This window comes from Arthrobacter sp. 2762 (assembly GCF_040548745.1).
Lineage (GTDB): Bacteria > Actinomycetota > Actinomycetes > Actinomycetales > Micrococcaceae > Arthrobacter.
In genome coordinates, this window is record NZ_JBEPSI010000001.1 from 450,668 (window position 1) to 472,657 (window position 21,990).

At 62.0% G+C, this 21,990-nt stretch carries 19 protein-coding genes; 2 read left to right on the forward strand and 17 right to left on the reverse strand.

Going from position 1 to position 21,990, the window contains the following annotated elements; all coding sequences use genetic code 11:
• Positions 1-34: 34 nt before the first annotated feature.
• From pyrE to ABIE18_RS02285, 15 genes are all read right to left on the reverse strand, one after another.
• A complete protein-coding gene (pyrE, locus tag ABIE18_RS02215; RefSeq protein ID WP_216922127.1) occupies positions 35-619 on the reverse strand; it encodes an orotate phosphoribosyltransferase in 585 nt (194 codons plus the stop codon).
• 5 nt (positions 620-624) lie between these two features.
• A complete protein-coding gene (locus ABIE18_RS02220; RefSeq protein ID WP_499720970.1) occupies positions 625-1,650 on the reverse strand; it encodes a LacI family DNA-binding transcriptional regulator in 1,026 nt (341 codons plus the stop codon).
• Between the two features lie 148 nt (positions 1,651-1,798).
• On the reverse strand, positions 1,799-3,082 hold the full coding sequence (gene mmsB, locus ABIE18_RS02225) for a multiple monosaccharide ABC transporter permease (protein WP_499720971.1): 1,284 nt from the start codon (positions 3,080-3,082) through the stop codon (positions 1,799-1,801).
• A 5-nt stretch (positions 3,083-3,087) separates the two neighbouring features.
• Complete coding sequence (gene mmsA / locus ABIE18_RS02230; RefSeq protein WP_499720972.1) at positions 3,088-4,617, reverse strand: multiple monosaccharide ABC transporter ATP-binding protein; 1,530 nt, start codon at positions 4,615-4,617, stop codon at positions 3,088-3,090.
• 114 nt (positions 4,618-4,731) lie between these two features.
• Positions 4,732-5,856, reverse strand: a complete 1,125-nt coding sequence (gene chvE, locus ABIE18_RS02235; RefSeq protein ID WP_224093994.1) for a multiple monosaccharide ABC transporter substrate-binding protein — start codon at positions 5,854-5,856, stop codon at positions 4,732-4,734.
• A 321-nt stretch (positions 5,857-6,177) separates the two neighbouring features.
• Entirely contained in the window at positions 6,178-6,711 is a 534-nt protein-coding gene (locus ABIE18_RS02240; RefSeq protein ID WP_499720973.1) for a gluconokinase, read from the reverse strand.
• Positions 6,701-7,930, reverse strand: a complete 1,230-nt coding sequence (gene manD / locus ABIE18_RS02245; RefSeq protein WP_499720974.1) for a D-mannonate dehydratase ManD — start codon at positions 7,928-7,930, stop codon at positions 6,701-6,703. Before manD ends, ABIE18_RS02240 begins: the two co-directional genes overlap by 11 nt.
• A 25-nt stretch (positions 7,931-7,955) precedes the next feature.
• Complete coding sequence (locus ABIE18_RS02250) at positions 7,956-9,245, reverse strand: mannitol dehydrogenase family protein (RefSeq protein ID WP_499720975.1); 1,290 nt, start codon at positions 9,243-9,245, stop codon at positions 7,956-7,958.
• Between the two features lie 56 nt (positions 9,246-9,301).
• Positions 9,302-10,696, reverse strand: coding sequence for a glucuronate isomerase (gene uxaC / locus ABIE18_RS02255; protein ID WP_499720976.1), 1,395 nt, complete (start codon positions 10,694-10,696; stop codon positions 9,302-9,304).
• 3 nt (positions 10,697-10,699) lie between these two features.
• The gene (locus tag ABIE18_RS02260; RefSeq protein ID WP_499720977.1) at positions 10,700-11,626 is read right to left on the reverse strand and encodes a sugar phosphate isomerase/epimerase family protein; all 927 of its coding nucleotides are present in this window, start codon (positions 11,624-11,626) and stop codon (positions 10,700-10,702) included.
• Positions 11,623-12,828 carry a Gfo/Idh/MocA family protein gene (locus ABIE18_RS02265; protein ID WP_499720978.1) on the reverse strand — a complete coding sequence of 402 codons (1,206 nt, stop codon included), beginning with the start codon at positions 12,826-12,828 and terminating at the stop codon, positions 11,623-11,625. Before ABIE18_RS02265 ends, ABIE18_RS02260 begins: the two co-directional genes overlap by 4 nt.
• The gene (locus tag ABIE18_RS02270) at positions 12,825-13,673 is read right to left on the reverse strand and encodes a sugar phosphate isomerase/epimerase family protein (protein ID WP_499720979.1); all 849 of its coding nucleotides are present in this window, start codon (positions 13,671-13,673) and stop codon (positions 12,825-12,827) included. Before ABIE18_RS02270 ends, ABIE18_RS02265 begins: the two co-directional genes overlap by 4 nt.
• 2 nt (positions 13,674-13,675) lie before the next feature.
• The gene (locus ABIE18_RS02275) at positions 13,676-14,611 is read right to left on the reverse strand and encodes a carbohydrate ABC transporter permease (protein WP_499720980.1); all 936 of its coding nucleotides are present in this window, start codon (positions 14,609-14,611) and stop codon (positions 13,676-13,678) included.
• Positions 14,608-15,669, reverse strand: coding sequence for a carbohydrate ABC transporter permease (locus tag ABIE18_RS02280; protein WP_499720981.1), 1,062 nt, complete (start codon positions 15,667-15,669; stop codon positions 14,608-14,610). Before ABIE18_RS02280 ends, ABIE18_RS02275 begins: the two co-directional genes overlap by 4 nt.
• Before the next feature lie 12 nt (positions 15,670-15,681).
• Positions 15,682-17,040 carry an ABC transporter substrate-binding protein gene (locus tag ABIE18_RS02285; protein WP_499720982.1) on the reverse strand — a complete coding sequence of 453 codons (1,359 nt, stop codon included), beginning with the start codon at positions 17,038-17,040 and terminating at the stop codon, positions 15,682-15,684.
• A gap of 132 nt (positions 17,041-17,172) precedes the next feature.
• Between ABIE18_RS02285 and ABIE18_RS02290 the strand changes: the two genes are divergently transcribed.
• A complete protein-coding gene (locus tag ABIE18_RS02290; RefSeq protein WP_499720983.1) occupies positions 17,173-18,192 on the forward strand; it encodes a LacI family DNA-binding transcriptional regulator in 1,020 nt (339 codons plus the stop codon).
• A gap of 315 nt (positions 18,193-18,507) precedes the next feature.
• Here the strand turns inward: ABIE18_RS02290 and nadE are convergent, their stop codons facing one another.
• Together nadE and ABIE18_RS02300 are read right to left on the reverse strand one after the other, a co-directional pair.
• Entirely contained in the window at positions 18,508-19,329 is an 822-nt protein-coding gene (nadE, locus tag ABIE18_RS02295) for an NAD(+) synthase (protein ID WP_499720984.1), read from the reverse strand.
• A 198-nt stretch (positions 19,330-19,527) separates the two neighbouring features.
• Positions 19,528-20,244, reverse strand: a complete 717-nt coding sequence (locus ABIE18_RS02300) for a FadR/GntR family transcriptional regulator (RefSeq protein WP_499720985.1) — start codon at positions 20,242-20,244, stop codon at positions 19,528-19,530.
• A gap of 285 nt (positions 20,245-20,529) precedes the next feature.
• Here ABIE18_RS02300 and eat point away from each other — a divergent pair, with 285 nt between their 5' ends.
• Positions 20,530-21,960 (forward strand): ethanolamine permease, encoded by a 1,431-nt coding sequence (eat, locus tag ABIE18_RS02305; RefSeq protein ID WP_499720986.1) that lies wholly within the window; start codon positions 20,530-20,532, stop codon positions 21,958-21,960.
• Positions 21,961-21,990: the final 30 nt, after the last annotated feature.

The window sequence follows — 21,990 nt, forward strand, 5'->3', positions numbered from 1 at the left end:
CGCTTTTAGGGGGCATCACCCGTACGCAAACTCCCTAGTTGAGGCCCAATTCGTCCTTGCCGAAAGCAAAGAGGTACGGCACACCGGTTTCGGCTTCGATCTTCTCTTTGGCGCCGGTATCGCGGTCCACGATGACGGCGACGGCCACCACGTTGCCACCGGCCTTCCGGACACCCTCGACGGCGGTCAGCGCGGACCCACCGGTGGTGGACGTGTCCTCGAGGACAACCACATTGCGGCCCTCAACCGAGGGACCTTCCACCTGGCGGCCCATGCCGTACGACTTCTGGGCCTTGCGGACAACGAAGGCGTCCACGGCGCGCCCGGCGTCGGCGGCGGCGTGCATGACAGCGGTACCTACGGGGTCGGCACCCATGGTGAGTCCGCCAGCGCACTCAACCGGGATCCCGGCGTCGTCGATCATTGCCAACATGACCTGGCCCACCAGCTTGGAGGCCTCGTGATGCAGGGTGATGCGGCGGAGGTCGATGTAGTAGTCAGCTTCCTTGCCGCTGGAGAGGATCACCTTTCCGCGGACCACCGCCAACTCTTTGATGAGTTCAAGAAGGCGGGCACGGGCGGTTGCAGTGTCTGCTGCGGGGGTACTGGTGGAAGTCATGGCTTCTAGTTTAGTGGCGACGGAGCTGAACGAAGCGCAGGGGCAGCAGTCGTGGAGCGGACAACCAGCCTGGGATTCACGATCTGCTCCTCGTTTCCTGCTTCGCTTTCCAACTGCTGGAGTACCGCGGACATGCAACGGCGGCCGAGTTCTTCAAAGTCCTGCCTGATGGTGGTCAGTGGCGGCAGGAAGAACGCAGCTTCAGGCTGATCGTCATAACCCACCACACTGATGTCCTCCGGGACCCGCAACCCGGCTTCCTGCAGGGCGCGAAGGACTCCCACAGCCATTTGGTCGTTCGCGACAAAGACGGCGGTGACAGTGGGCTGATCGTCGAGTTTGCGCTGTTCGATGAGCGCCAGGCCTGCTTCGTATCCCGAGGCGGCATCCCATCCCCCTTGGAGAAGAACGTGGGCCTCCAAGCCAGCGTTGCCGAGTGCCTCCTGCCAGCCCTTGATGCGCTCAGCCGCGTCAATCCAGTGCGGCGGACCGGAAATGTGCCCGATGTGGCGGTGTCCGAGCCCGATGAGATGTTCCACAGCCAACCGAGCTCCCAAACGCTGGTTCAGTGAAGCACCCGTCAGTTGGTTCCCGGTTCCGGCGCCCACGGCCACCATGGGAAACGGGACGGCGACGTCACGGAGGGCAGCCAGGACATCCGGATGGGGCACGAGGATGACCACCCCCTCCACTGACTGGTTGCGAAAATGGGCGATGGCGTCGTTGATGCTGTCGCCGGTCACTTCGCGGAGGTTGGCGATGCTGACGAAATAGCCTGCTTCCCTGCCCGCCTGTTCGACTCCCAGCAAGGTATTCGCGGGTCCGTACTGGCCGGTTTCGCAGGCCAGCACGCCTATGGTCCGGGACCGCCGCGTCACCAGGCTACGCGCGGCTGTATTGCGCCTGTATCCAAGGCTGGCGATGGCCGATTCCACGCGTTCCTTGGTCTTCCCACTGACGTTGGGGTGGTTGTTAAGGACACGGGAAACGGTCTGGTGCGAGACCCCGGCCAACTTGGCTACATCCCCCATGACGGGTGGCCTGCTCGGTGTTGCCCCGGGAGACATCCGCACCTCACTTTATGGATTCGTATGGCAGGATTGGCCCGCATCCGGCTCCTCACTCTGAGCAGGACAGCTCAGCTCGGAGCAGGATGCAGGCCAATCCCAGTGATTTTTGCTACTTGGCGTCTACCCGTACAGGTTCAGTCTTGGCGGGTTTCGTAGTTTCGGTTGCCGGAGGCGTGGTCTTCCACTTGAAGCGGCGGCTGATTGAGGATCCTCCACCAGCACCCGTCCGGTTCTTGTTGAAGATGTCGAAGCCGACCGCAAGGAGGAGAACCAGGCCCTTGATGAGCTGCTGGTAGTCGGTTCCCAGGCCAAGGATGGACATACCGTTGTTCAGGACGCCCATGATGAGGCCACCGATCATTGCTCCCGCAACGGTACCGATGCCGCCTTGGACGGCCGCGCCACCGATGAAGGCGGCAGCAATGGAGTCCAGTTCAAAGCCGGTACCGCCTGCAGGCTGAGCCGAGTTCAGGCGTGCTGTGAACACCAGGCCGGCCAACGCGGCGAGGACGCCCATGTTGACGAACAGCCGGAAGGTTACCTTCTTGGTCTTGATGCCGGACAGCTCCGCTGCATGCAGGTTGCCACCAATGGCGTAGGTGTGGCGCCCGAAGATGCTGTTGTTCATCAATGCCGAGTACAGGATCACCAGGACTGCCAGCACGATCAGCACAATCGGCGTTCCACGGTAGCTGGCCAGGAGGAACGTGATGATGAGCATCAGCACGGCAATGAAGCCGTTCTTGACGGCAAACCATGCCATCGGCTCGTTCTCAAGGTTGAACTTGCGCCGGACCCGACGTTCCTTGATGGCTTGGAAGAGGATGGCTGCCGTGCCGCCAACGCCCAGGATGACTGTCAGCCATTCCAGTACGGATGTGCCGCCGGAGATATCGGGGAGGAAGCCTCCACCGAGCGCCCGCAACTCGTTGGGGAACGGGGTGATCTGCTGGTTCTTCAGGGTGATGAGCGTCAGGCCGCGGAAGATGAGCATGCCGGCCAGGGTGACGATGAAGGCGGGAATGCCCACATAGGCAATCCAGTACCCCTGCCAGGCACCCACCAAGGCACCTACCAGGAGGCAAGCAGGGATGGCCAGCCACCACGCCCAGCCCCAGTGCACGATCATCACACCGGCAACAGCACCGATGAACCCGGCGATGGATCCGACGGAGAGGTCGATGTGGCCGGCGATGATGACCATCACCATGCCTATGGCGAGGATCAGGATGTAGCTGTTCTGGACCACCAGGTTGCTGACGTTCTGCGGTTCAAGCAGGATGCCGTTGGTCAGGACCTGGAAGAGGATAACGATCAGGATCAGGGCGACGAATATGCCAACCTGGCGGAGGCGGCTTGTGAGGAAGCCAAGGGATTCTCGTAGGGCGGACATGTTGGCTATTCCTTCTCTTGAGTCATGAAGTGCATGAGGGTTTCCTGGGTGGCCTCGGCGATGGGGACCTCGCCGGTGATGTGCCCTGCGGACAGCGTGTAGATCCTGTCGCAAATGCCCAGGAGCTCAGGCAGCTCCGAGGAGATCACGATTACGGCTTTCCCGGCGGCTGCGAGTTCATTGATGATCGTGTAGATCTCGAACTTGGCGCCGACGTCGATGCCCCGGGTTGGTTCGTCCAGGATCAGCACGTCCGGATCGGAGAACATCCACTTGCTCAGCACCACTTTCTGCTGGTTACCGCCGGAGAGCTTGCCGGTGATGGCTGCCACGGACGGCGCCTTGATGTTCATGCTCTTGCGGTAGTGGTTGGCAACGGTAGTTTCCTTGTTGCCGTCAACCCATCCGCGTTTGGCCAGCTTGTTCAGCGCCGCCATGGAGATGTTCCGTTTGATGTCCTCGATCAGGTTCAGGCCATAGTGCTTGCGGTCCTCGGTGGCGTAGGCAATGCCATGATCGATCGCGTCCGAAACGGTGGAAGTGTTGATCTCTTCGCCGTACTTGTAGACCTTGCCCGAAACGGCGCGTCCGTACGTCCGGCCGAAGACGCTCATGGCCAACTCGGTGCGGCCCGCGCCCATAAGGCCAGCCAAGCCCACCACTTCGCCTTTGCGGACATTCAGGTTGGCATTGTGCACCACGGTGCGGCTGTGGTCCTGGGGATGCTGAACGGTCCAGTCTTCAATGCGGAGGACTTCCTCGCCGATGTTCGGAGTTCGGTCCGGATAGAGGCTTTCAAGGTCACGTCCCACCATGCCGCGGATGATGCGTTCCTGGGTGATCTGGCCCTGGTCCAGCCGCAGGGTCTCAATGGACTTGCCATCGCGGATGATGGTGACGGCGTCGGCCACCTTGCGGATCTCGTTGAGTTTGTGGCTGATGATGATGCTGGTGACGCCTTGGCCTTTGAGGTGCAGGATGAGGTCCAGCAGGTGGTCCGAGTCTTCATCGTTCAGCGCAGCGGTTGGCTCGTCCAGGATGAGGAGCTTCACCTCTTTGGAGAGCGCCTTGGCAATCTCCACCAGCTGCTGCTTGCCAACACTGATGTGCTGGATGGGTGTGACGGGGTTTTCGCTCAGACCTACACGGGCAAGCAACTTGGCGGCTTCGAGGTTGGTTTTCCGCCAATCCACCCAGCCATTGTTTGCCAGTTCGTTGCCGAGGTAAATGTTCTCAGCGATGGAAAGGTACGGGCTAAGGGCCAGCTCCTGGTGGATGATCACGATCCCGCGCTTCTCGCTGTCCGAGATGCTGTTGAACTCGCAGGTTTCGTTCTCAAAAAGAATGTCGCCGTCAAAGGAGTTGTGCGGGTACACCCCGGACAACACCTTCATCAGGGTGGATTTCCCGGCGCCGTTCTCTCCGCAGATAGCGTGGACTTCGCCGCGGTTTACATCCAGGGTGACGTCCTGGAGGGCCTTGACCCCGGGGAAGGTCTTGGTTATTCCTCGCATTTGAAGAATGGGTACGTTCATCGTCAATTCCCACTGACTGGTTGGAAACTTTGCCTGGCCGGGGATTCGGCCGGCTCATGGTGGGTTGTGGCCCCGCCCCGCTTTGGAAGCGGGACCACAACCCGAAGGAAATGCTTACTTGACGTCGGATTCCTTGTAGTAGCCCGAGTCGATGAGTTCCTTCTTGTAGTTGTCCTTGGTGATGATGACGGACTTCAGGAGGAAGGCCGGAACAACCTTGACCTTGTTGTTGTAGGTCTTGGTGTCGTTGGTTTCCGGTTCGTTGCCCTTGAGCACGGCGTCAACCATCTTCACGGCCTGCGCGCCGAGCTGGCGGGTGTCCTTGAAGATCGTGGAGTACTGCTCGCCGGCGATGATGGACTTCACGGAGCCCTTCTCGGCGTCCTGGCCGGTAACTACCGGCAGCTTTCCGGTGGAGTAGCCACCAGTGCTGGTCAGGGCTGAGATGATGCCGATGGAAAGGCCGTCATACGGGGAGAGCACGCCGTCCAGCTTGGTGCCGGAGCTGTAAGCCGAGGTCAGGATGTCTTCCATGCGCTTCTGGGCAACGGGTGCCTGCCAGCGCAGGATGGCTGCCTGCTCGAACTTGGTCTGGCCGCTGGGAACCTTCAAGGTGCCTGCATCGAGGTAGGGCTTGAGGGTGTCCATGGCGCCAGTCCAGAAGAAGTTGGCGTTGTTGTCATCCGGGCTTCCGGCGAAGAGTTCCACGTTGAACGGGCCCTTGCCGTCAACCTTCTTGCCGCTTGCGTCCACCAGGCCAAGGCCGGTCAGCAGCGACGTAGCTTGCTGGACACCCACGGTGTAGTTGTCGAAGGTGGTGTAGTAATCAACGTTCGGCGTTCCGTTGATGAGGCGGTCGTAGGCGATGACCTTGACGTTCTGTTCCTTTGCCTTGGCCAGGACGTCGGTCAGCGTGGTGCCATCAATTGCTGCGATGATCAGGGCCTTGGCGCCCTTGGTCAGCATGTTCTCAATCTGGGAGACCTGCGTAGGGATGTCATCGTTGGCGAACTGAAGGTCAGTCTTGTAACCAAGGTCCTTCAAGGACTTCTCAACGTTGGCGCCATCGGCAATCCAACGCTCGGACGTCTGCGTCGGCATCGAAATGCCGACCAGCGAATCGCTGGGCTTGGCGGTGCTGCTGGATTCTGCAGCTCCTCCACGGCTACCGCAGCCCGTGGCTCCCACGGTCAAGGTAAGGACAACCGCTACGGCGCCCAGGAGTTTCTTTAATCTCACGATGCTCTCCTTCCGCGGCAGCATTGCCGCGAACTCTGATGCAGCCGGAGCATCTGTGCGTCCGGCACGGTGAAGCTGGGTAGGCCTGTGCGCTGGGGGCGGCACAGGCTACTTCAAGGTGATACGACTGCCATTGTGAACGCTAACAATACCGTCGGTCAAGTGGATTGGATCACAAAATGATTGCAGGTAGGAACCTCATCCGTAAGTCTTGATTTACAACGTTGTTAGCGTTCACACTTTCCCATTTCATGCTTTCGTGACCAAAAGGAAGAGCCCGGCACCGCCTTGTGGGCAGTGCCGGGCTTCGGGCCCATCGCGCTAGGACCGCGCTCCTTCGAGGGCTGCGACCACCCCGTCCACGATCTTCTCCACGGGTTGGCCGATGTCCACCACGAACCCGGCTTCATCGGCCTGCAACGGCTCCAATGTTGCCAGTTGCGAATCCAGCAAGGACGCGGGCATGAAGTGTCCCGGACGTGCTTTCATGCGTTCATCCAACAACTCCCGCGTCCCGTGCAGGTGCACGAACACCACGGAGGGATCGCCACTGCGGATGATGTCCCGGTACGCGCGCTTGAGCGCGCTGCAGGCAATCACAAGAGCAGAGTTCGACGCCGTGAATCGCCTCCCGATCTCGGCCAGCCAGGGTGTGCGGTCCTCATCGTTCAGCGGAGTGCCCGAGGCCATTTTCTCGATGTTCGACTGCGGGTGCAGCGAGTCGCCGTCGAGGAATTCGGCGCCAAGCCGCTCTGCGACGGCGGCGCCGACAGTGCTTTTGCCGCAGCCGGCCACGCCCATCACCACAATGCGCGGATGGCCGCCTCGTGCCACAAAACCGGAATTACCAGTCATGTACCGTGCCGTCCACGAGCCGGTTGTACGGCAGGTATGCCTGCTGGTACGGGTAGGCGGCTGCTGCTTCCTCGTTGAACTCCACACCGATGCCCGGCTCGTCCCCGGGGTGCAGGTAACCGTCCTTGAACGTCATGGACTGCTGAAAGACCTCGTTGGTCTTGTCCGAGTGCTGCATGTATTCCTGGATGCCGTAGTTGTGGATGGCCAAGCCAACGTGCAACTGCGCGGCGAAGCCCACCGGAGAGATGTCCGTAGGTCCGTGGAAGCCGGACTTGATCTGGTACTGGGCCGCGAAGTCCATGACCTTCTTCAACGGGGAGATGCCGCCAAAGTGCGTCGAGGCTGCACGGACGTAGTCGATCAATTGCTCCTTGATGAGCGTCTGGTAGTCCCACACGGTATTGAAGATTTCGCCGATGGCCAGCGGCGTGGTGGTGTGCTGGCGGACCAGGCGCAGCCCTTCCTGGTTCTCGGCCGGGGTGCAGTCCTCCAACCAGAACAGGTCATACGGCTCCAGTGCCTTGCCGAGCTTGGCTGCCTGAATGGGTGTCATTCGGTGGTGGCCATCGTGCAGCAGCGGAATTTCCGGGCCGAACTCATTGCGCACGGCCTCGAAAACCGTGGGCAAATGGCGCAGGTATGCCCGGGTGTCCCAGTCCTCCTCCAGCGGGAAATTGCCACGGCCGGCAGGCTCGTAGTCATAGCGTTCGCCAGAGGCCTGGGCCTGCGCTGCCACACCATACACAGCCTTGATGCCTGGGACCGCGGTCTGGATCCGGATGGACTTGTAACCCAGTTCCAGGTGCTCGCGAACGGAGTCGAACAGCGAGGGGATGTCCGAACCCGAGGCATGCCCATAGGCACGCAACCCGTTACGGGAAGCACCACCCAGCAACTGGTAGACGGGCATGCCGGCCACCTTGCCCTTGATGTCCCACAAAGCCATGTCCACGGCAGCAATCGCGGCCATGGTCACCGGCCCACGGCGCCAGTAGGAGCTCCGGTACAGGAACTGCCATGTGTCCTCGATCCTGTGCGGATCCTTGCCGATCAACAGCTGCGCCACATGCTCCTTAAGGTACGCGGCGACGGCGAGTTCCCGCCCGTTCAGCGTCGCGTCACCAATACCCGTCACCCCGTCCTCCGTAGTGATGCGCAGGGTGACGAAGTTCCGGGAGGGGCTGGTCACGAAGACTTCAGCGGCAATGATTTTCATGGTCGAGGGATCCTTCCGATGGATATTAAACGTGGGAGATGGTGGCGGCCAGAGGGTCCTGGAGCCGGTGAATCTGTGCAACGAGGGCAGGATCCGTGGCGAGCTCAGGGCTGACCAATGCCAGCAACGCTGCGGTGCGGTGTTCGCCATCGAGCGTTTTCGCTTCCCTGATCCCAGCGGCGAGCGGGTCCTGGAATTCATCTGTGGAGGACAAGTACGCGATCCAGGCCGCGATCATCCGCGCGGCACCATCTCCGGTACGTCCCGCGGCCCGTTCGGCGTCAAGGACCGGCAAAGCCCGCATGCGAAGCTTGGTGGTCCCGTCCATGGCAATCTGGGACAGGTGGTGCGCGATCCGGGCATTTCCGAAACGTTCCAACAGCGCCTGGCGGTATTCCGGAATCTCCAACGCGTTACCGGGAAGGTGCCTCGCCGCTTCATCCCAGAACGCCTCTACGGCGTCCTTGCACACGGGGTCGGACAGTGCCTCAGCCACTGTTGAGTGGCTCCTGACCTGTCCGGCATAGGCCAGGATCGAGTGGGCACCGTTCAGCAACCAGAGCTTCCGGTTCTCGTAGGGCTCGATGTCCTCCACGAAGACCGCTCCAGCGTCTTCCCAGCGAGGCCGTCCCGCCGGAAAACCGCCACTGAGGATCCAGTTATGGAAAGGCTCAGTAACCACTGCAGCCTGGTCCCGGTAACCGCACTGTTCAGCTACGACTGCAACATCATCCCCAGTGGTCCGGGGTGTGATGCGGTCAACCGAGGTGCTGACAAAACTGACGTTGGATTCGATCCATGCCGCCAAGGCCTCATCCTTCGCACGAGCCAGGGCACCAATAGCCTGCCGGGCTACGGTTCCGTTATGGGCGAGATTGTCGCAACTCACGACGGCGAGTGGTCCCATCCCAGCGTCCCGGCGGGCGGCGAGGGCTGTCACCAAGCGGGTCAAAGGCGTCGAGTTGTCATCCATGCCGGAACCAACCGCTGCGTACGCGGCCTCGGTGATGGTAAGCGTGACAACGGCAGTGTCCGGTGCGGCCACCAAGTCCGCCAAGCGTCCGACGTCGGCCCCGTCCACCGCCTCCGCGATGCTGCCGACGACCTCGAACGAGTCACCGGTGCCGGAACGCTCCACCACACTGAACAGGCCGTCCTGTTCCGCCAGAACTGCTGCGGCCTCGGGGCTGCGACCAGTGAAGGCCGCTATCCCCCACTCCGCAGAATCGCCGGCATGCTGCGTGTACCAGGCCTGGTGCGAGCGGTGGAACGCGCCAAGGCCCAGATGCACAATGCGGACCGGCGGTTTGGGCATGGGTCTCACGGTACGGTTGAGCCGCGGGAGCTCCGCGGACCGGTTCTGCTCGGCACTCATAGTTTGAACACCCTTCGTGGCGAGGAATCGACGACGTCGACAATCAGCTCGTGCGCGCGGTCCTCACTGATGCGATGCTCAGCAACGAGCCGCGCCAGGAAAGAAGCTTCGATCCGGCGTGAGGCGTCATGCCTGGCGGGGATGGAGCAGAACGCGCGGGTGTCATCAATGAATCCTGAGGACCTCGTGAAGCCGGCAGTCTCCGTAACCGCCGACCGGAAACGGAGCATGGCATCCGGCGCGTCCAGGAACCACCAGGGCGCCCCGATGTACACGGACGGGTAGAAGCCGGCAAGCGGCGCGAGTTCGCGGGAGAATACCGTCTCGTCCAAGGTAAACAGCACCAGATGGAAGTCCTTCGCTGTCCCGAAGTCCTGCAGCAGCGGCCGGATGGCCTCCGTGTAGTTCGTCGCAAAGGGGATATCGTGGCCCGTGTCAGCGCCGAACGCCTCAAAAGTGGGCTGATGGTGGTTTCGGAAGGAACCGGGATGGATGGTCATCACCAGGCCGTCCTCCACGGACATCCTCGCCATCTGGTACATCATGTGTGCTTCGAAAACATCGCGGTCCGCTGGCGTTGCCTGGCCGGACCGGGCGCGTTCGAACAGCCGTTCGGCGTCAGCGGTGTCCAGTCTGAGGGTAGCCGGGGTGCGGACGCCGTGGTCCGCCGAGACCGCGCCATGCTCCAAAAAGTAACGACGCCGGTTTTCCAGAGCGGTGAGGTACCCGCGGTAGCCGGTGCCGCCGTCGGACGCCGTTTCAATCAGCCGCTCAACGTTGGCTGTCCACGACGGATGGGCGATATTCAGGTACGCATCCGGGCGAAACGTAGGCAGGACCCGTCCGTGGAAGGAGGGATCTGCCGCGAGCGCACTGTGGCTTGCGAGGTTGTCCAGGGGGTCGTCGGTGGTGGCGAGTACTTCGATGTTGAATTCTTTGAAGAGCTCGCGGGGGCGGAACCCCGGTTCGCCGAGCTTTGCCGAGATGGCATCGAAGGTGGCATCGGCGGTCTCTGCACTCAATTCGCCCTGCAGCCCAAAGACTGTCTCGAACTGGGTCCGCAGCCAGTAGCCGGAAGCCGTGCCGTCAAAGAGCGGCCAGGATTTGCAGAAAAGCCGCCAGACCTCCCGCGCCCCGGCGGCCGGCTGGAGCTGCTCCAGCGGTACGCCGGAGGCGTGGATGAGCCGCGTGACGTAGTGGTCCGGAGTTACAAGCAGCGCGGCCGGATCCGGGAACGGGCTGTTCTGCTCGATCACTGCGGCATCAACGTGTCCGTGCGGGGAAATGATGGGCAGGTCCTGGACCCGTGCCAGCAACGTGCGGGCTATGGCACGCGTTCCGGGGTCCGCTGGCAGCAGTCGGTCCGGGTGGGTGGCAAGCGACTCGGTCATGGGTCAGCCTTTCAAGAGGGAGTCAGCAGGCAGGCTTCCGTTGACAGTTAATCCGGCGAGTTCGGCGGTGCGGCGAAGGAAGTCCAGGTTGCCCGCTGTGCGCTTGGCGAGTGGAAGGTCAGTGGAGAAGTCCTCCACAGTCACCCACGCGTCATAGCCCACTTCGGCCAGGGCCTTGAAGTAGGCCAGGACGCTCCCCTGCCCCTCGGTAAGTGGAGCCCATTCGTTCACCCACACCGCCGCCCCAGCCTCGTCACGGTCATCAGTGCGGACCCAACGGGCATTCTTCACATGGACGTGCGCCAAATAAGGGCCCAGTAATTCCAGGGCCGGCAGCGGGGATTCCCACCCTTCGATCAACAGGTTGCCGAGGTCATGGATGACGCCCACATGATTCGGATCAAGGCCCTCAAGGAGCCTGCGCGCCGCGGACGCCGAGGCTGTCACCGTGCCGTGGTGCAACTCGACCAGCGCTTTGACACCGTAGTGCGCAGCCCGGCCGGCAACCCATTCATAGTGCTCACGGGTCGCCTCGAAAAGCTCCGGATAGGACAAGCCGCTGGGCTCCTGCCCGCCCATGGTCGAGTCGCCCAGAGGCAGCACGTTGACCCTGACTTGGCGGGCGCCCAAGGCGGCGGTCGCTGCGAGAACCCTTTCGACGCCGTCGTGATCATCGCATCGTGGGTAACCACCCAAGCCGGAGTATTCGAGTCCGGCCTCGGAAGTGAGCCGGGCGATCTCTGGGAGCGAATCCTCCAGCCCCGTCATAGGCCAGGTTGCTTGGTTTCCTGCCCAGAAGCCAGGTTCCGGGGCGTCGGCCTGGTCCGTGACACGCCATTCGATGCCGTGCCAACCCTGGGCGGACAGTTCTGACACGGCTTGCTGCGGCGTCCAGTCCGGGGTCGAGGCCGTGAAGACGGAGAATTTCATGCCGTGACCTCCTCGAAGTGGCCGTTGCCGGTGCGTACCTCAACGTCGTTGTATTTGCCAGCCATCACATCGGCAATCAGGACCGGGCGGCCGAGGGTTGCCGAGACGTACAGCGCACGGACAGTGGCCAGGGCAGTGACGGCGTCCTGAACAGTGACTCCTGCGGGACGGCCCTCATGGATGGCCTCCACAACATCGCGATACTGGCGAATGTGGCCGGCAGGGTAGACGGTGGGGTCCAGGTTCTTCTGCTGTGGTGGCTCAGGGAATTTGGCCAGCTCCTCTTCGGCCTGGTTACCGCCGCCACGGATGCCCATGGGTCCGCTGTCCGCATCCCCGTCCTCGCCAGCAGCATGGAAGTACTCGAGGTTGTCGTTGTCGATCACCGCGGAACCCTTGCTTCCCATGACCTGCAGCCGGACAGTCAGGCCCGGGTAGGCTGCCGTCGTTGCGTGCAGGACGGCGAGCGCGCCGGAATCGAACGTTAGGGTTGCGACGGCTGTGTCCTCTACCTCCAGATCCGTATGGGCCAGGAGCGCGGTCTTGGCGCTGATTTCCACAGGCTGTCCAAGGAACCACAGGAGCAGGTCCACGGTGTGGACGCCTTGGTTCATCACGGCTCCACCGCCGTCCATGGCCCACGTTCCTCGCCAGGCGCCGGAATCGTAATAGCCCTGGCTGCGATACCAGCTAACGGAAGCAATAGCGGAGGTCAGCCGCCCAAACCGGCCTGCCCGGCGGGCCTGGTCCACCACGACGCTCGCGGGGTCAAAGCGGTGCTGGCTGATGACGCTCGCTACGAGTCCTTTGGCTTCGGCAGCCTTGGCTGCGGCAAGAATCTCGTCGGCGCGGTCCAGGTTCACGTCGAGCGGCTTTTCGATGACAACGTGTTTGCCGGCATCGAGGACTTCCAACGCTTGCTGGATGTGAAGCCCGCTGGGGGTAGCGATGATGACGAGGTCGACGTCGGCGCTCGCGAACGCTTCACCCAGAGTCCGGAACGTGGCCGGCTTGGTGGACCCGCCGTCCTCGATCTCTTGGGCCAGTGCGGCCGCGGCTTCCGGGATTTCATCCACCAGTGCCGTAACGCGAAGCTCGGGCAATTCTCCGACTGCTGCTGCGTGTGTCCGGCCAATGGTGCCGCATCCGGCGATGGCGACATTAATGAATCGAATAACTGGCTCGTTTGTCTGTGTGATCACTTGGTTTCCACTCCTGCTTCATTCACGACTTTTGCAAAGGCCCGCGCCGCCATCCCGAAAGCTGTAGGGCCGGAGAAGCCGCCCAGTCCGTGGGCTCCAGCCAAGTGCGGTTCCAGGCTCGCGAATCCCACGAAGCCATCGGATTTCAACGCCTCAACGGTGCGCAACACATCGCCGTCGCCCTCTCCGGCAGGAACCACCACACCGTCGGCGAACCGCGCGTCCTTAACCTGCAGGTACTCCAGGTGCGGACGGAGCTTGGCGTAGCCTTCGTCAAAGGGCTTGACGCCCACCTGCACGAAGTTGGCCGGATCCCAAGCAACCTTCAAGGCCGGCGACGCAACAGATTCGATGATGTCCAGGACCCGGTCCGGGGTGTCCCCGAAGATGTCCTTCTCGTTTTCATGAAGCAGGACGACGCCGGCTTCCTCGGCGACGGCAGCAAGGGCACGCATTCGCTCGATGACGTCGTCACGGATGCTGTCTACAGCCACGTCCTCGCCATAGTAGAAGGAGAAGATACGGATGTAGCGGGCACCGAGGACGTGCGCTGCGTTGGCCGCCCGCCGGAGTCGCTCCACCTCGTGTTCCACAGGCAGAGTGACATCCACTTTGCCGATGGGCGAGGCGATGGCGGACACTCCCATCCCCGCTGCGTCCAGGAGCTTCTTGAGCTCGCCAAGTTGCGCGGCATTGAGGTCCACGATGTTGATACCCCAAGCGCTGCGGACCTCGATGTGGTTGGCGCCCAGGGCTTGAAGTACTGCGATCTGCAGCACGGGGTCGTCGTCGATTTCGTCACCGAAGCCCGAAAGCGTCCATTCGACTGTTGCTGAACCGGTCATTGCTATTTGACTCCTCCGGCGGTAAGTCCGCCCACTAGGTAACGTTGGAAAATCAGGTACAGGATCACGACGGGGGCCGCACAGACGAGCGAAGCTGCCATCATCTGGCCGTACAGCGGGATGGCCCCACCTTCCTGGGAAGCTCCGAAGATCTGCAGTGCGACGGCCGCTGTCTGGCTATCGGGCCGGGTCATGACCGAGGCGAACAGGACATCGTTCCATCCGAGCAGGAAGGCGAAGATGCCCGAGACCACGATTCCGGGCCAGCTGAGGGGAAGGATGATGCGGATCAGGACGCCAAGGTTGCTGGCGCCGTCGATCCTTGCAGCCTCTTCCAGCTCGCGCGGCAAGCCGCGCAGGTAGGTGACCATCACCCATGTTGAGAACGGCATGGCGAAGGTGAGGTAGGTAATGAACAGGCCCCACTGGGTGCCGATGACCTGGATGCCGAGGTAGCTGGCGGCTGAGGAGAAGAGAACGAACACTGGCAGGACCATGAGCGTGCCGGGCACGGACTGCAGCGCCAACAGGCCACGCAGGATGCTGAGCCGCCCACGGAACTGGTACCTGACCAGCACGTAGGCGATGGAAACGGACATCGCCGCGGACACCACGGCCGTGGCTCCGGCTACGAGCACACTGTTGGTCAGGCCCTTGGCCAGCCCGACGCTGGACCAGATCTTGGTGTAGTTCTCCATGGAGAACGTGGACGGCCAGAACTCGCCGTTGGCCACGCCGATGTCCGAGTTAACCGAGGCCAGGAAAATGTAGGCAACGGGGATGAGCACGATCGCACACAGAACGGCAAGGATGATTGCCAGCATCGGCACGGGCAGGAGACGGGTGACTTCATGTTGCCGCTTTGAGCCTGGCCGGAACGTGGTTGCCGACGTGCCCCGGCTGGCTGTGCCGCGGACGGAGGTGGTTGATGCGCTCACTTCTTGCCTCCAGGTGTCTCGGCGTCGTCCAGCTTGACGGCGCGCAGGTAGATGAACAACGGAATGGCAATCAGCACCAGGGAAACAAACGCCATGGCGGCGCTGAGTCCAAAGCGGAAGCTCTGGAAGCTGGTCACGTACGTGAGGATCGGAAGGACCTCGACGTCGGCGGGAGCCGGGACACCGAACAGCACGAACGGGAGCGTGAAGTTGTTGATGTGATGCAGCATGCCGATCAGGAATGCCAACGCGAGGGGTCCCTTGAGGTACGGGAAGATGACGTAGCGCAGCTTGTTCCACCACAGCGCACCATCCAGGGCGGAGGCCTCATGGACTTCATGGTCCACGGACTGCAAGCCCGAAAGTGCCAGGAGATAGATGAAAGGCCACGAAGCCCAGATCTGGACCAGGATGAGCGTCCAATAGGTCTGCGGCCCATTAAGCCAAAGCCCGGCATCCATCCCGAACGTTCCCAAGGCGGAGTCCACTACGCCATTGGGCTGGAACATTGTCCGCCACACAGTGGCCACCACGAACGACGGCAGCACGTACGGGATCAGGAAGATCGATCGGATCACTGCGCGGCCCTTGAACGAGTTCTGGGTTGCCACCGCCGCAGCAATACCCAGCGGCAGCGTGACAATCATGGCGATCAGCGAGTAGCTGACGCTCAACCACACGGAGTGAAGCAGCGGCGAGTCGGTCAGGGCCTCCACAAAATTCCCGACCCCGATAAACGGTGCGCTGACCCACTTGCGGAGCGAGTACTGGTCCAGGTTGAGCGCCGACATGTAGATGCCAAGGAACAGCGGCAGAACAATGATGACGAACATCAGGAGCCCGCCCGGGATCAACATCCACAAGGGGCGGTTGCGCTCGCTCAAACCCTTCCTGCGGACGGGTTTCTTCCCGCGTCCGGTTGGCTGGATGGTGCCTGTGCCGGCGTTCGGTGACGTGCCGCCGTCGGACGCTTGGGCTGTTGTGCCCGATCGGGCCAGCTGCCCTTCGGCAGCCGGACCGGTCGCGGCCTTCATTTCCCTGAAGGAATCAGTGGACATGGGAGATCCTGCCTAGGACTTCGCAGCCCGGTCGAGGGATGCTTGTCCCTTTGCCTGTGCGTCCTTGAGCCGCTGCTCCAGCGCTGCGTCATCCACGGCGCCCTTGGCGAGCTCCGGAATGGACTGGACCGTGACGTTCAGGAGGCCCAGTTGGATGTCTCCCCAGGCGCCGGTGAAGGGGGTGGCCTTTGACTTGCCCGCGGCATCGGCGATCGGCTTGAGTTTCGGATCTGTCAGTGAGGCCAGTGCGTCAGCATTCGCGGGGAGTTCCCCGAAGATCTTCTGGTAGTTCAACTGCTCATCCTTTGACGTGATGAGCTCGATGTACGCGAACGCCAGGTCCTTCTGCTGCGAGTAGTCCGCAACCACTACGTTGTCGCCGGAAAGGATGCTGGCGGCTTTGTCGCCGTCGCCCTTGGGTGAAGTTTCACCCGGCGCCGTGGTGGGCATGATGGAGTAAGCGTATTTGCCGGCGATGGCGGACTTGTCCAGGGTGGGGACTGAACTCGACGTCGTCATCATCAGGTAGCCGGCCTTGCCGGAAGCGAAGGCCGCCACAGCGTTGCTGTTGCTCCAGCCAATCGCGGCCGGATCCACCACTTTGTCCTTGGTCAGCCAACCGAAGTAGGTCTCGTAGGCCTTCTTGACCGTGGGATCGTCCATTTTGAGTTTGTCGCCGTCCACCAAGGGGTTGCCGGCCTGGACTGACATGGCCCAAATGAACTTCCACGGGTCAAAGTTGTCCTTGTAGCCGGTGGCCAGGCCGAAAGTACCCGTGCTGGCGTTGGTCATCTTCTTGGCTTGCTCAGCGAGTTCGTCCCACGTGGTGGCCGGCTTCTCGATGCCTGCAGCGGCAAGGATGTCCTTGTTGTAGGCCATGACGAAGGGGCGGCTGACGAAGGGAATGCCCGCCTGGTGCTCGGAGTCCGGGCCGGAGATGCCCAATGCAGCCTGGTTGAAACGGTCCTTGCCCCCGACCTTCTTCCAGTCATCGTCGGAGAGAGTGACGAAGGCCTTGGTGGCGTAGGCGGTGGGTGTGAAGGTGGTGCCCAGGCTGTAGACGTCAGGGCCTTGGCCGGAAACCACTGAAGTTTGGATCCGGGTCAGTTCATCGTTGGCGGATGCGAACGTCTCAAATTCAACATCGGCGCCTGTCTTGGCCTTGAACTTGGCAGCGATGTCCTTGAACCATTCCTTCTGCTGCTCGGGGTACTGGCTGTTGACGCCCGTCAGGACGCTCAGTTTCTTGCCGGTGCCATCCACGGCACCTCCGGAGCCTTCGGAACTGCTGCTGCTTCCCCCGCAGGCCGTCAAAGCCAGCGCAGCCGCTGCGATGACGGCGGCCAGCTTTGCTGATGGTGCAAACCTCATTGTTTCCTCCTTGGATACCCAGCCCGCAGGTGTGGTGTGGTGCGTCACAGGGCTTCGTGGTCGAGTCTAGGGAGTTGGCAATCAAAGCGGCAAGCGTTTGCCAAAAGTTGCCAAAAGTGCTGCAATTGCCGCATGGCAGATGCAAAAGCGCGCACGGCAGGGACGCCTCCCACCATCCGTGACGTTGCAGAACTAGCGGGAGTCGCAACCTCAACCGTGTCCAGGGCATTGTCCAATCCGGGCAGGGTGAACCGCGTGACCCGCGAGCGCGTTGAGCAAGCGGCAGCCTCGCTTAACTATGTGCCCAGCTCCCAAGCGCGCGGACTTAGCTCCGGGCGCACCAACGCCATCGCCCTGCTGGTGCCCGACGTCACCAACCCCTTCTACTTCGACATCATCCGGGGCACCCAGAACCAACTCAAAGCCGCCGGCTACACGCAGCTGCTCGTGGACACGGAAGAGTCCGCCGAGATGGAAGCCGATACCCTGCGCAAAATGCAGCGAACGGCGGACGGCTTCATCCTGGCTGCCTCCCGCCTCACGGATGCGCAAATACTCGAAGCAGCCTCCACACAGGCCATCGTCACGATCAACAGGTCATCAGCCAACGCCCCCACGGTGATGATCGACACCCCCGGCGCAGTGGTCCAGGCCCTTGAACACCTCACCTCGCTGGGACATTCCAAGATCTGCTACGTCGGCGGACCGGCGTCGTCATGGTCCAACGCCAAGCGCTGGAAGACGTTCGAAGAGGAGAGCCGCGAGCGGGGGCTCACCACCTCCCACGTCGGCCCTTTTACGCCCAAAACGACATCAGGCGCGGCAGCTGCCGACGCTGCGGCGCGCACCGGCGCCACGGCCTGCATCGTCTTCAACGACCTCCTGGCCATCGGCATGCTGCAGCGGCTTCGTGAGCGAGGCATCCGCGTCCCTGAGGATATGAGCATCGTGGGCTGCGACGATATCTTCGGCGCCGACTTCTGCAACCCGCCCCTGACCACGATCGCCTCGCCTATTGAGCAGGCCGGACGCGTGGCCGTCTCCATGCTGCTCGCCCAGCTGGATCCGCTGCACGCCGGTTCCACCCGTCGCCTGGCAGTCATGCCCACCCACCTCACAGTCCGCGGCTCCACGGGTCCGGTCCCGGCCTAGCTCCCGCGTTCTTGGGGATCGTTCTCTCACGTCCTGCCGGTTTTTGGGGATCGTTCTCTCACCTCCTGCCGGTTTTTGGTGGTTGTTCTCTCACGTCCGACGGGTTTTGGGTGGTTGCCCTCTCACATCCTGTCGGAGGTGGTCAGTCGACGTCGGTCGGTCACCACCGGCAAAGAATCGCGTCAGAACGGTTGGGATGTGAGCGAGCATCGCGTCAGAACGGTTGGGATGTGAGCGAGCACCGTTAACGCCCGACGGCGGGTGCGGACTTCCTGGAAGCCGGCACCCGCCGTCGGGGTCTTGGGATTTAGCGGGCTATTTCCACCACGTGTCGAAGATGGTTACCGGCACTGTGCGCTTGTGTCGCGTACGGAGGTACTTCTGCTCAATGATTTCAGCGACGCCGTCGGGAACTTCGCGGCCCTCAAGGTAGTCGTCGATTTGGTCGTACGTGACTCCGAGCTCGTCTTCATCGGTACGGCCCGGCTTGTCGTCCAGCAGGTCAGCCGTGGGCACCTTCTGCCAAAGTCGCGCGGAAGCGCCCAGCTCGGCCAGGAGTTCGCGGTTCTGGCGCTTGTTCAGGCCGAACAGCGGCAGGATGTCCGCGCCGCCGTCGCCATATTTGGTGAAGAAGCCCGTGACGGATTCGGCGCCGTGGTCTGTGCCGATCACCAGGTAGTTGTGTTCGCCGGCCAGTGCATACTGGGCAACCATGCGTGCGCGGGCCTTGGTGTTGCCCTTGTGGAAGTCGGAGATTTCCGCGCCGGTGGTTTTCTCGAACTCTTCCTCGAATCCGTCCACGGCGCGGGAGATGTTGAAGGTCCGTTCGGTCTTGGCCTTGATGAAGTCCAAGGCGGCCTGGGCGTCGTCTTCGTCGTGCTGGATGCCGTAGGGGAGACGCATGGCAACGAAGTTCGCGTTCACGCCCTCAGCTTCCAGTTCCTCGACGGCCAGCTGTGCCAGGCGACCGGCAAGAGTGGAATCCAGTCCACCGGAAATGCCGAGCACAAAGCCGTTGGTGCCCGTGGCTTTAACGTATTCCTTCAGGAACGTGACTCGTTTGCGGACCTCCTCTTGGGGGTTGATCCGGGGCTGGACGCCCATTTCCTCGATGATCTTGGCCTGGAGTTCGCGCATGTGTCCAACACTAGTCAGCCGCATGACAAAGGCTCAACCATATTGCGCCGTGATTCGATCCCGCTGTGATTCGGCGGCGACCGCATCGGACGTGAGAGAACGATCGCCAAAAACCCGTTGGACGTGAGAGAACGATCGCCAAAAACCCGTTGGACGTGAGAGAACGATCGCCAAAAACCCGTTGGACGTGAGAGAGCATCAGGCGAGGAAGCCGCGCAGCAGTGAAGCCGTTCCTTCCAGGTGTTCGATGGTAGCCCGTTCCGCGGCGGGGGCGTCGCCGCGCAGGATCGCTTCGGCGATCTCGGTGTGTTGTTCGTTGGCGTGCTCCAGGTTGGTGCTGAGCAAGGGAATTCGGTCCAGGAGTTCGTTGAGCCTGGATCGTGTTTCGGCCACGGCGCCCACCAAGCTTGCGGAGCCGGACAATTCGGCGACTGCTATATGGAACCGGGCATCGCGGGGTCGGTAGCCCACGGCAGGGGAAGCGCTCACTTCGGAGAGGCAAACCTGCAGGTGCCTCCGGGCAGCCGCGGAGAGATCCGCTTTGGCAGCCAAAGCAGCAGCGGCAGGCTCGATGATGGACCTGAAGAGCAGGACGTCCTCCACCTCGGCGGGGTCGAGGGGCCCTTGGTCCGGCTGGCGCTGGACTGCCGTCGTGGACACGTACGTGCCGCCGTACCGGCCGCGCTGGACTTCCAAATAGCCGGCGCTCTGCAACTCCCCCAAGGCATCGCGAAGGGTGGCGCGGGAGACTCCCAGTTGTTCGGCCAGTTCACGCTCGGGCGGCAGTTTTTCGGCGGGAGCGAAGATCCCCAGCTTGATGGTCCGCAGGATGTGTTCGATGGTCTCTTCGAACGCGTTGCCGCCCCTGACTGGGCGCAGCATCGAGAACGACGGGCCAAACGGTGAGTCCGGCACGGCATCTCCTTCCACGGAATGCGGGCTGCGCCAATCAGTGAGTCCATTCACAGGGCGCTGCTGCCTCCATGCTACCCACGCTGATCAATAAAGGTCATCAAAAAAACCATTGGACACGCCCTCAATGGTGATCGAAGTCATCAGGTTTTTCAGAAAAGTCTTGACTCATGGGGAATCACGCTCCAGACTTTGAAGCACACTTTGGACTGAAAACAGTCCTTTAGGATCTGGATGATCCCCCGCTCGACTTTTCCCAGAAGCATTCCTCAGACGATAGGAACACGCATGGAAACAGTGCACCAGCCGCCCGGCGGCGAGGATGAGTATTTGAAGCACCGGCGCCTCAAACGGGGTGCCGCCGGATGGGTTCTCCTCGCGGGTCTCGGCGTGGCCTACGTGATCTCCGGCGATTTCGCTGGCTGGAACCTGGGCTTGGCACAAGGTGGCTGGGGCGGCCTGCTGATCGCTTTCCTGCTCATGGCCGTTATGTACACGTGCATGGTTTTCGGGCTCGCTGAGCTTTCATCAACGCTCCCGACGGCGGGAGCTGGCTATGCGTTCGCCCGCCGGGCCCTGGGACCCCTCGGTGGATTCGCGACAGGTATGGCGGTCCTCATCGAATACGCGGTGGCCCCGGCCGCTATTGCCACCTTCATCGGCGGCTATGTGGAAGCACTTGGCCTCTTTGGCCTCACCAACTCATGGCCGGTCTACCTCGTCACGTACGTCATCTTCATCGGCATTCACATCCGCGGCGTCGGCGAAGCCTTGAAGATCATGTTCGCCATCACCGCAGTGGCCACCATCGCATTGGCCGCCGCCGTCGTCGGCCTTCTGCCAAAGTTCGATTCCGCTCGCTTGTTCGATATTGTTCCCGATGGTTCCGCCGGGTCCAGCGCGTTCCTGCCCATGGGCATCAGCGGCATCCTGGCGGCATTGGTCTACGGGATCTGGTTCTTCCTGGCAGTGGAGGGCGTTCCCCTCGCTGCCGAGGAAACCTCGAATCCCAAGCGGGATATGCCCCGGGGAATCATCGTGGCCGTCATTATCCTGGTCATCTTTGGCGCCCTCATGCTGGTCCTGGTCCCGGGCGCAGCCGGCTCGCAAGCCATGAGCGAATCCGACAACCCGCTTCCTGAGGCACTACGCATTGCGTACGGTGGCAACACTTTCCTGGCCGACTTCATCAATTACGCCGGCCTGGCCGGATTGGTGGCCAGCTTCTTCTCCATCATTTACGCCTACTCACGGCAGCTGTTCGCCCTGTCCCGGGCCGGATACCTGCCCCGCTGGCTCTCCTTGACCGGCGCGCGGCGCACCCCTTACTGGGCATTGATCGTCCCGGGCACGGTCGGCTTCCTGCTGGCTGCCCTGACGCAGGATGGTGCCCTGCTCATCAACATCGCAGTCTTCGGCGCGACGGTTTCCTACGTCCTGCTGAACCTCTCGCACATCGTCCTTCGCAAGAAGGAACCCAACCTGGAACGCGGCTACAGGACGCCGGGCGGGATCGTCACGACGTCGATTGCCCTGGCCCTGTCCGCCGTGGCAGTCGTGGCGACGTTCGTCGTCGACGTCTTTGCCGCTTCCATCACGGCAGCGATTTTTGCCGCTGCCCTCGTTTACTACTGGCTTTACAGCCGGCACCGGATCGTGGCGGGCGCACCCGAAGAAGAGTTCGCCCAACTCGCCATGGCCGAGGCCGAGCTGAAGTAACAGCCAGCAGAACCTGAAATCCACTCACAG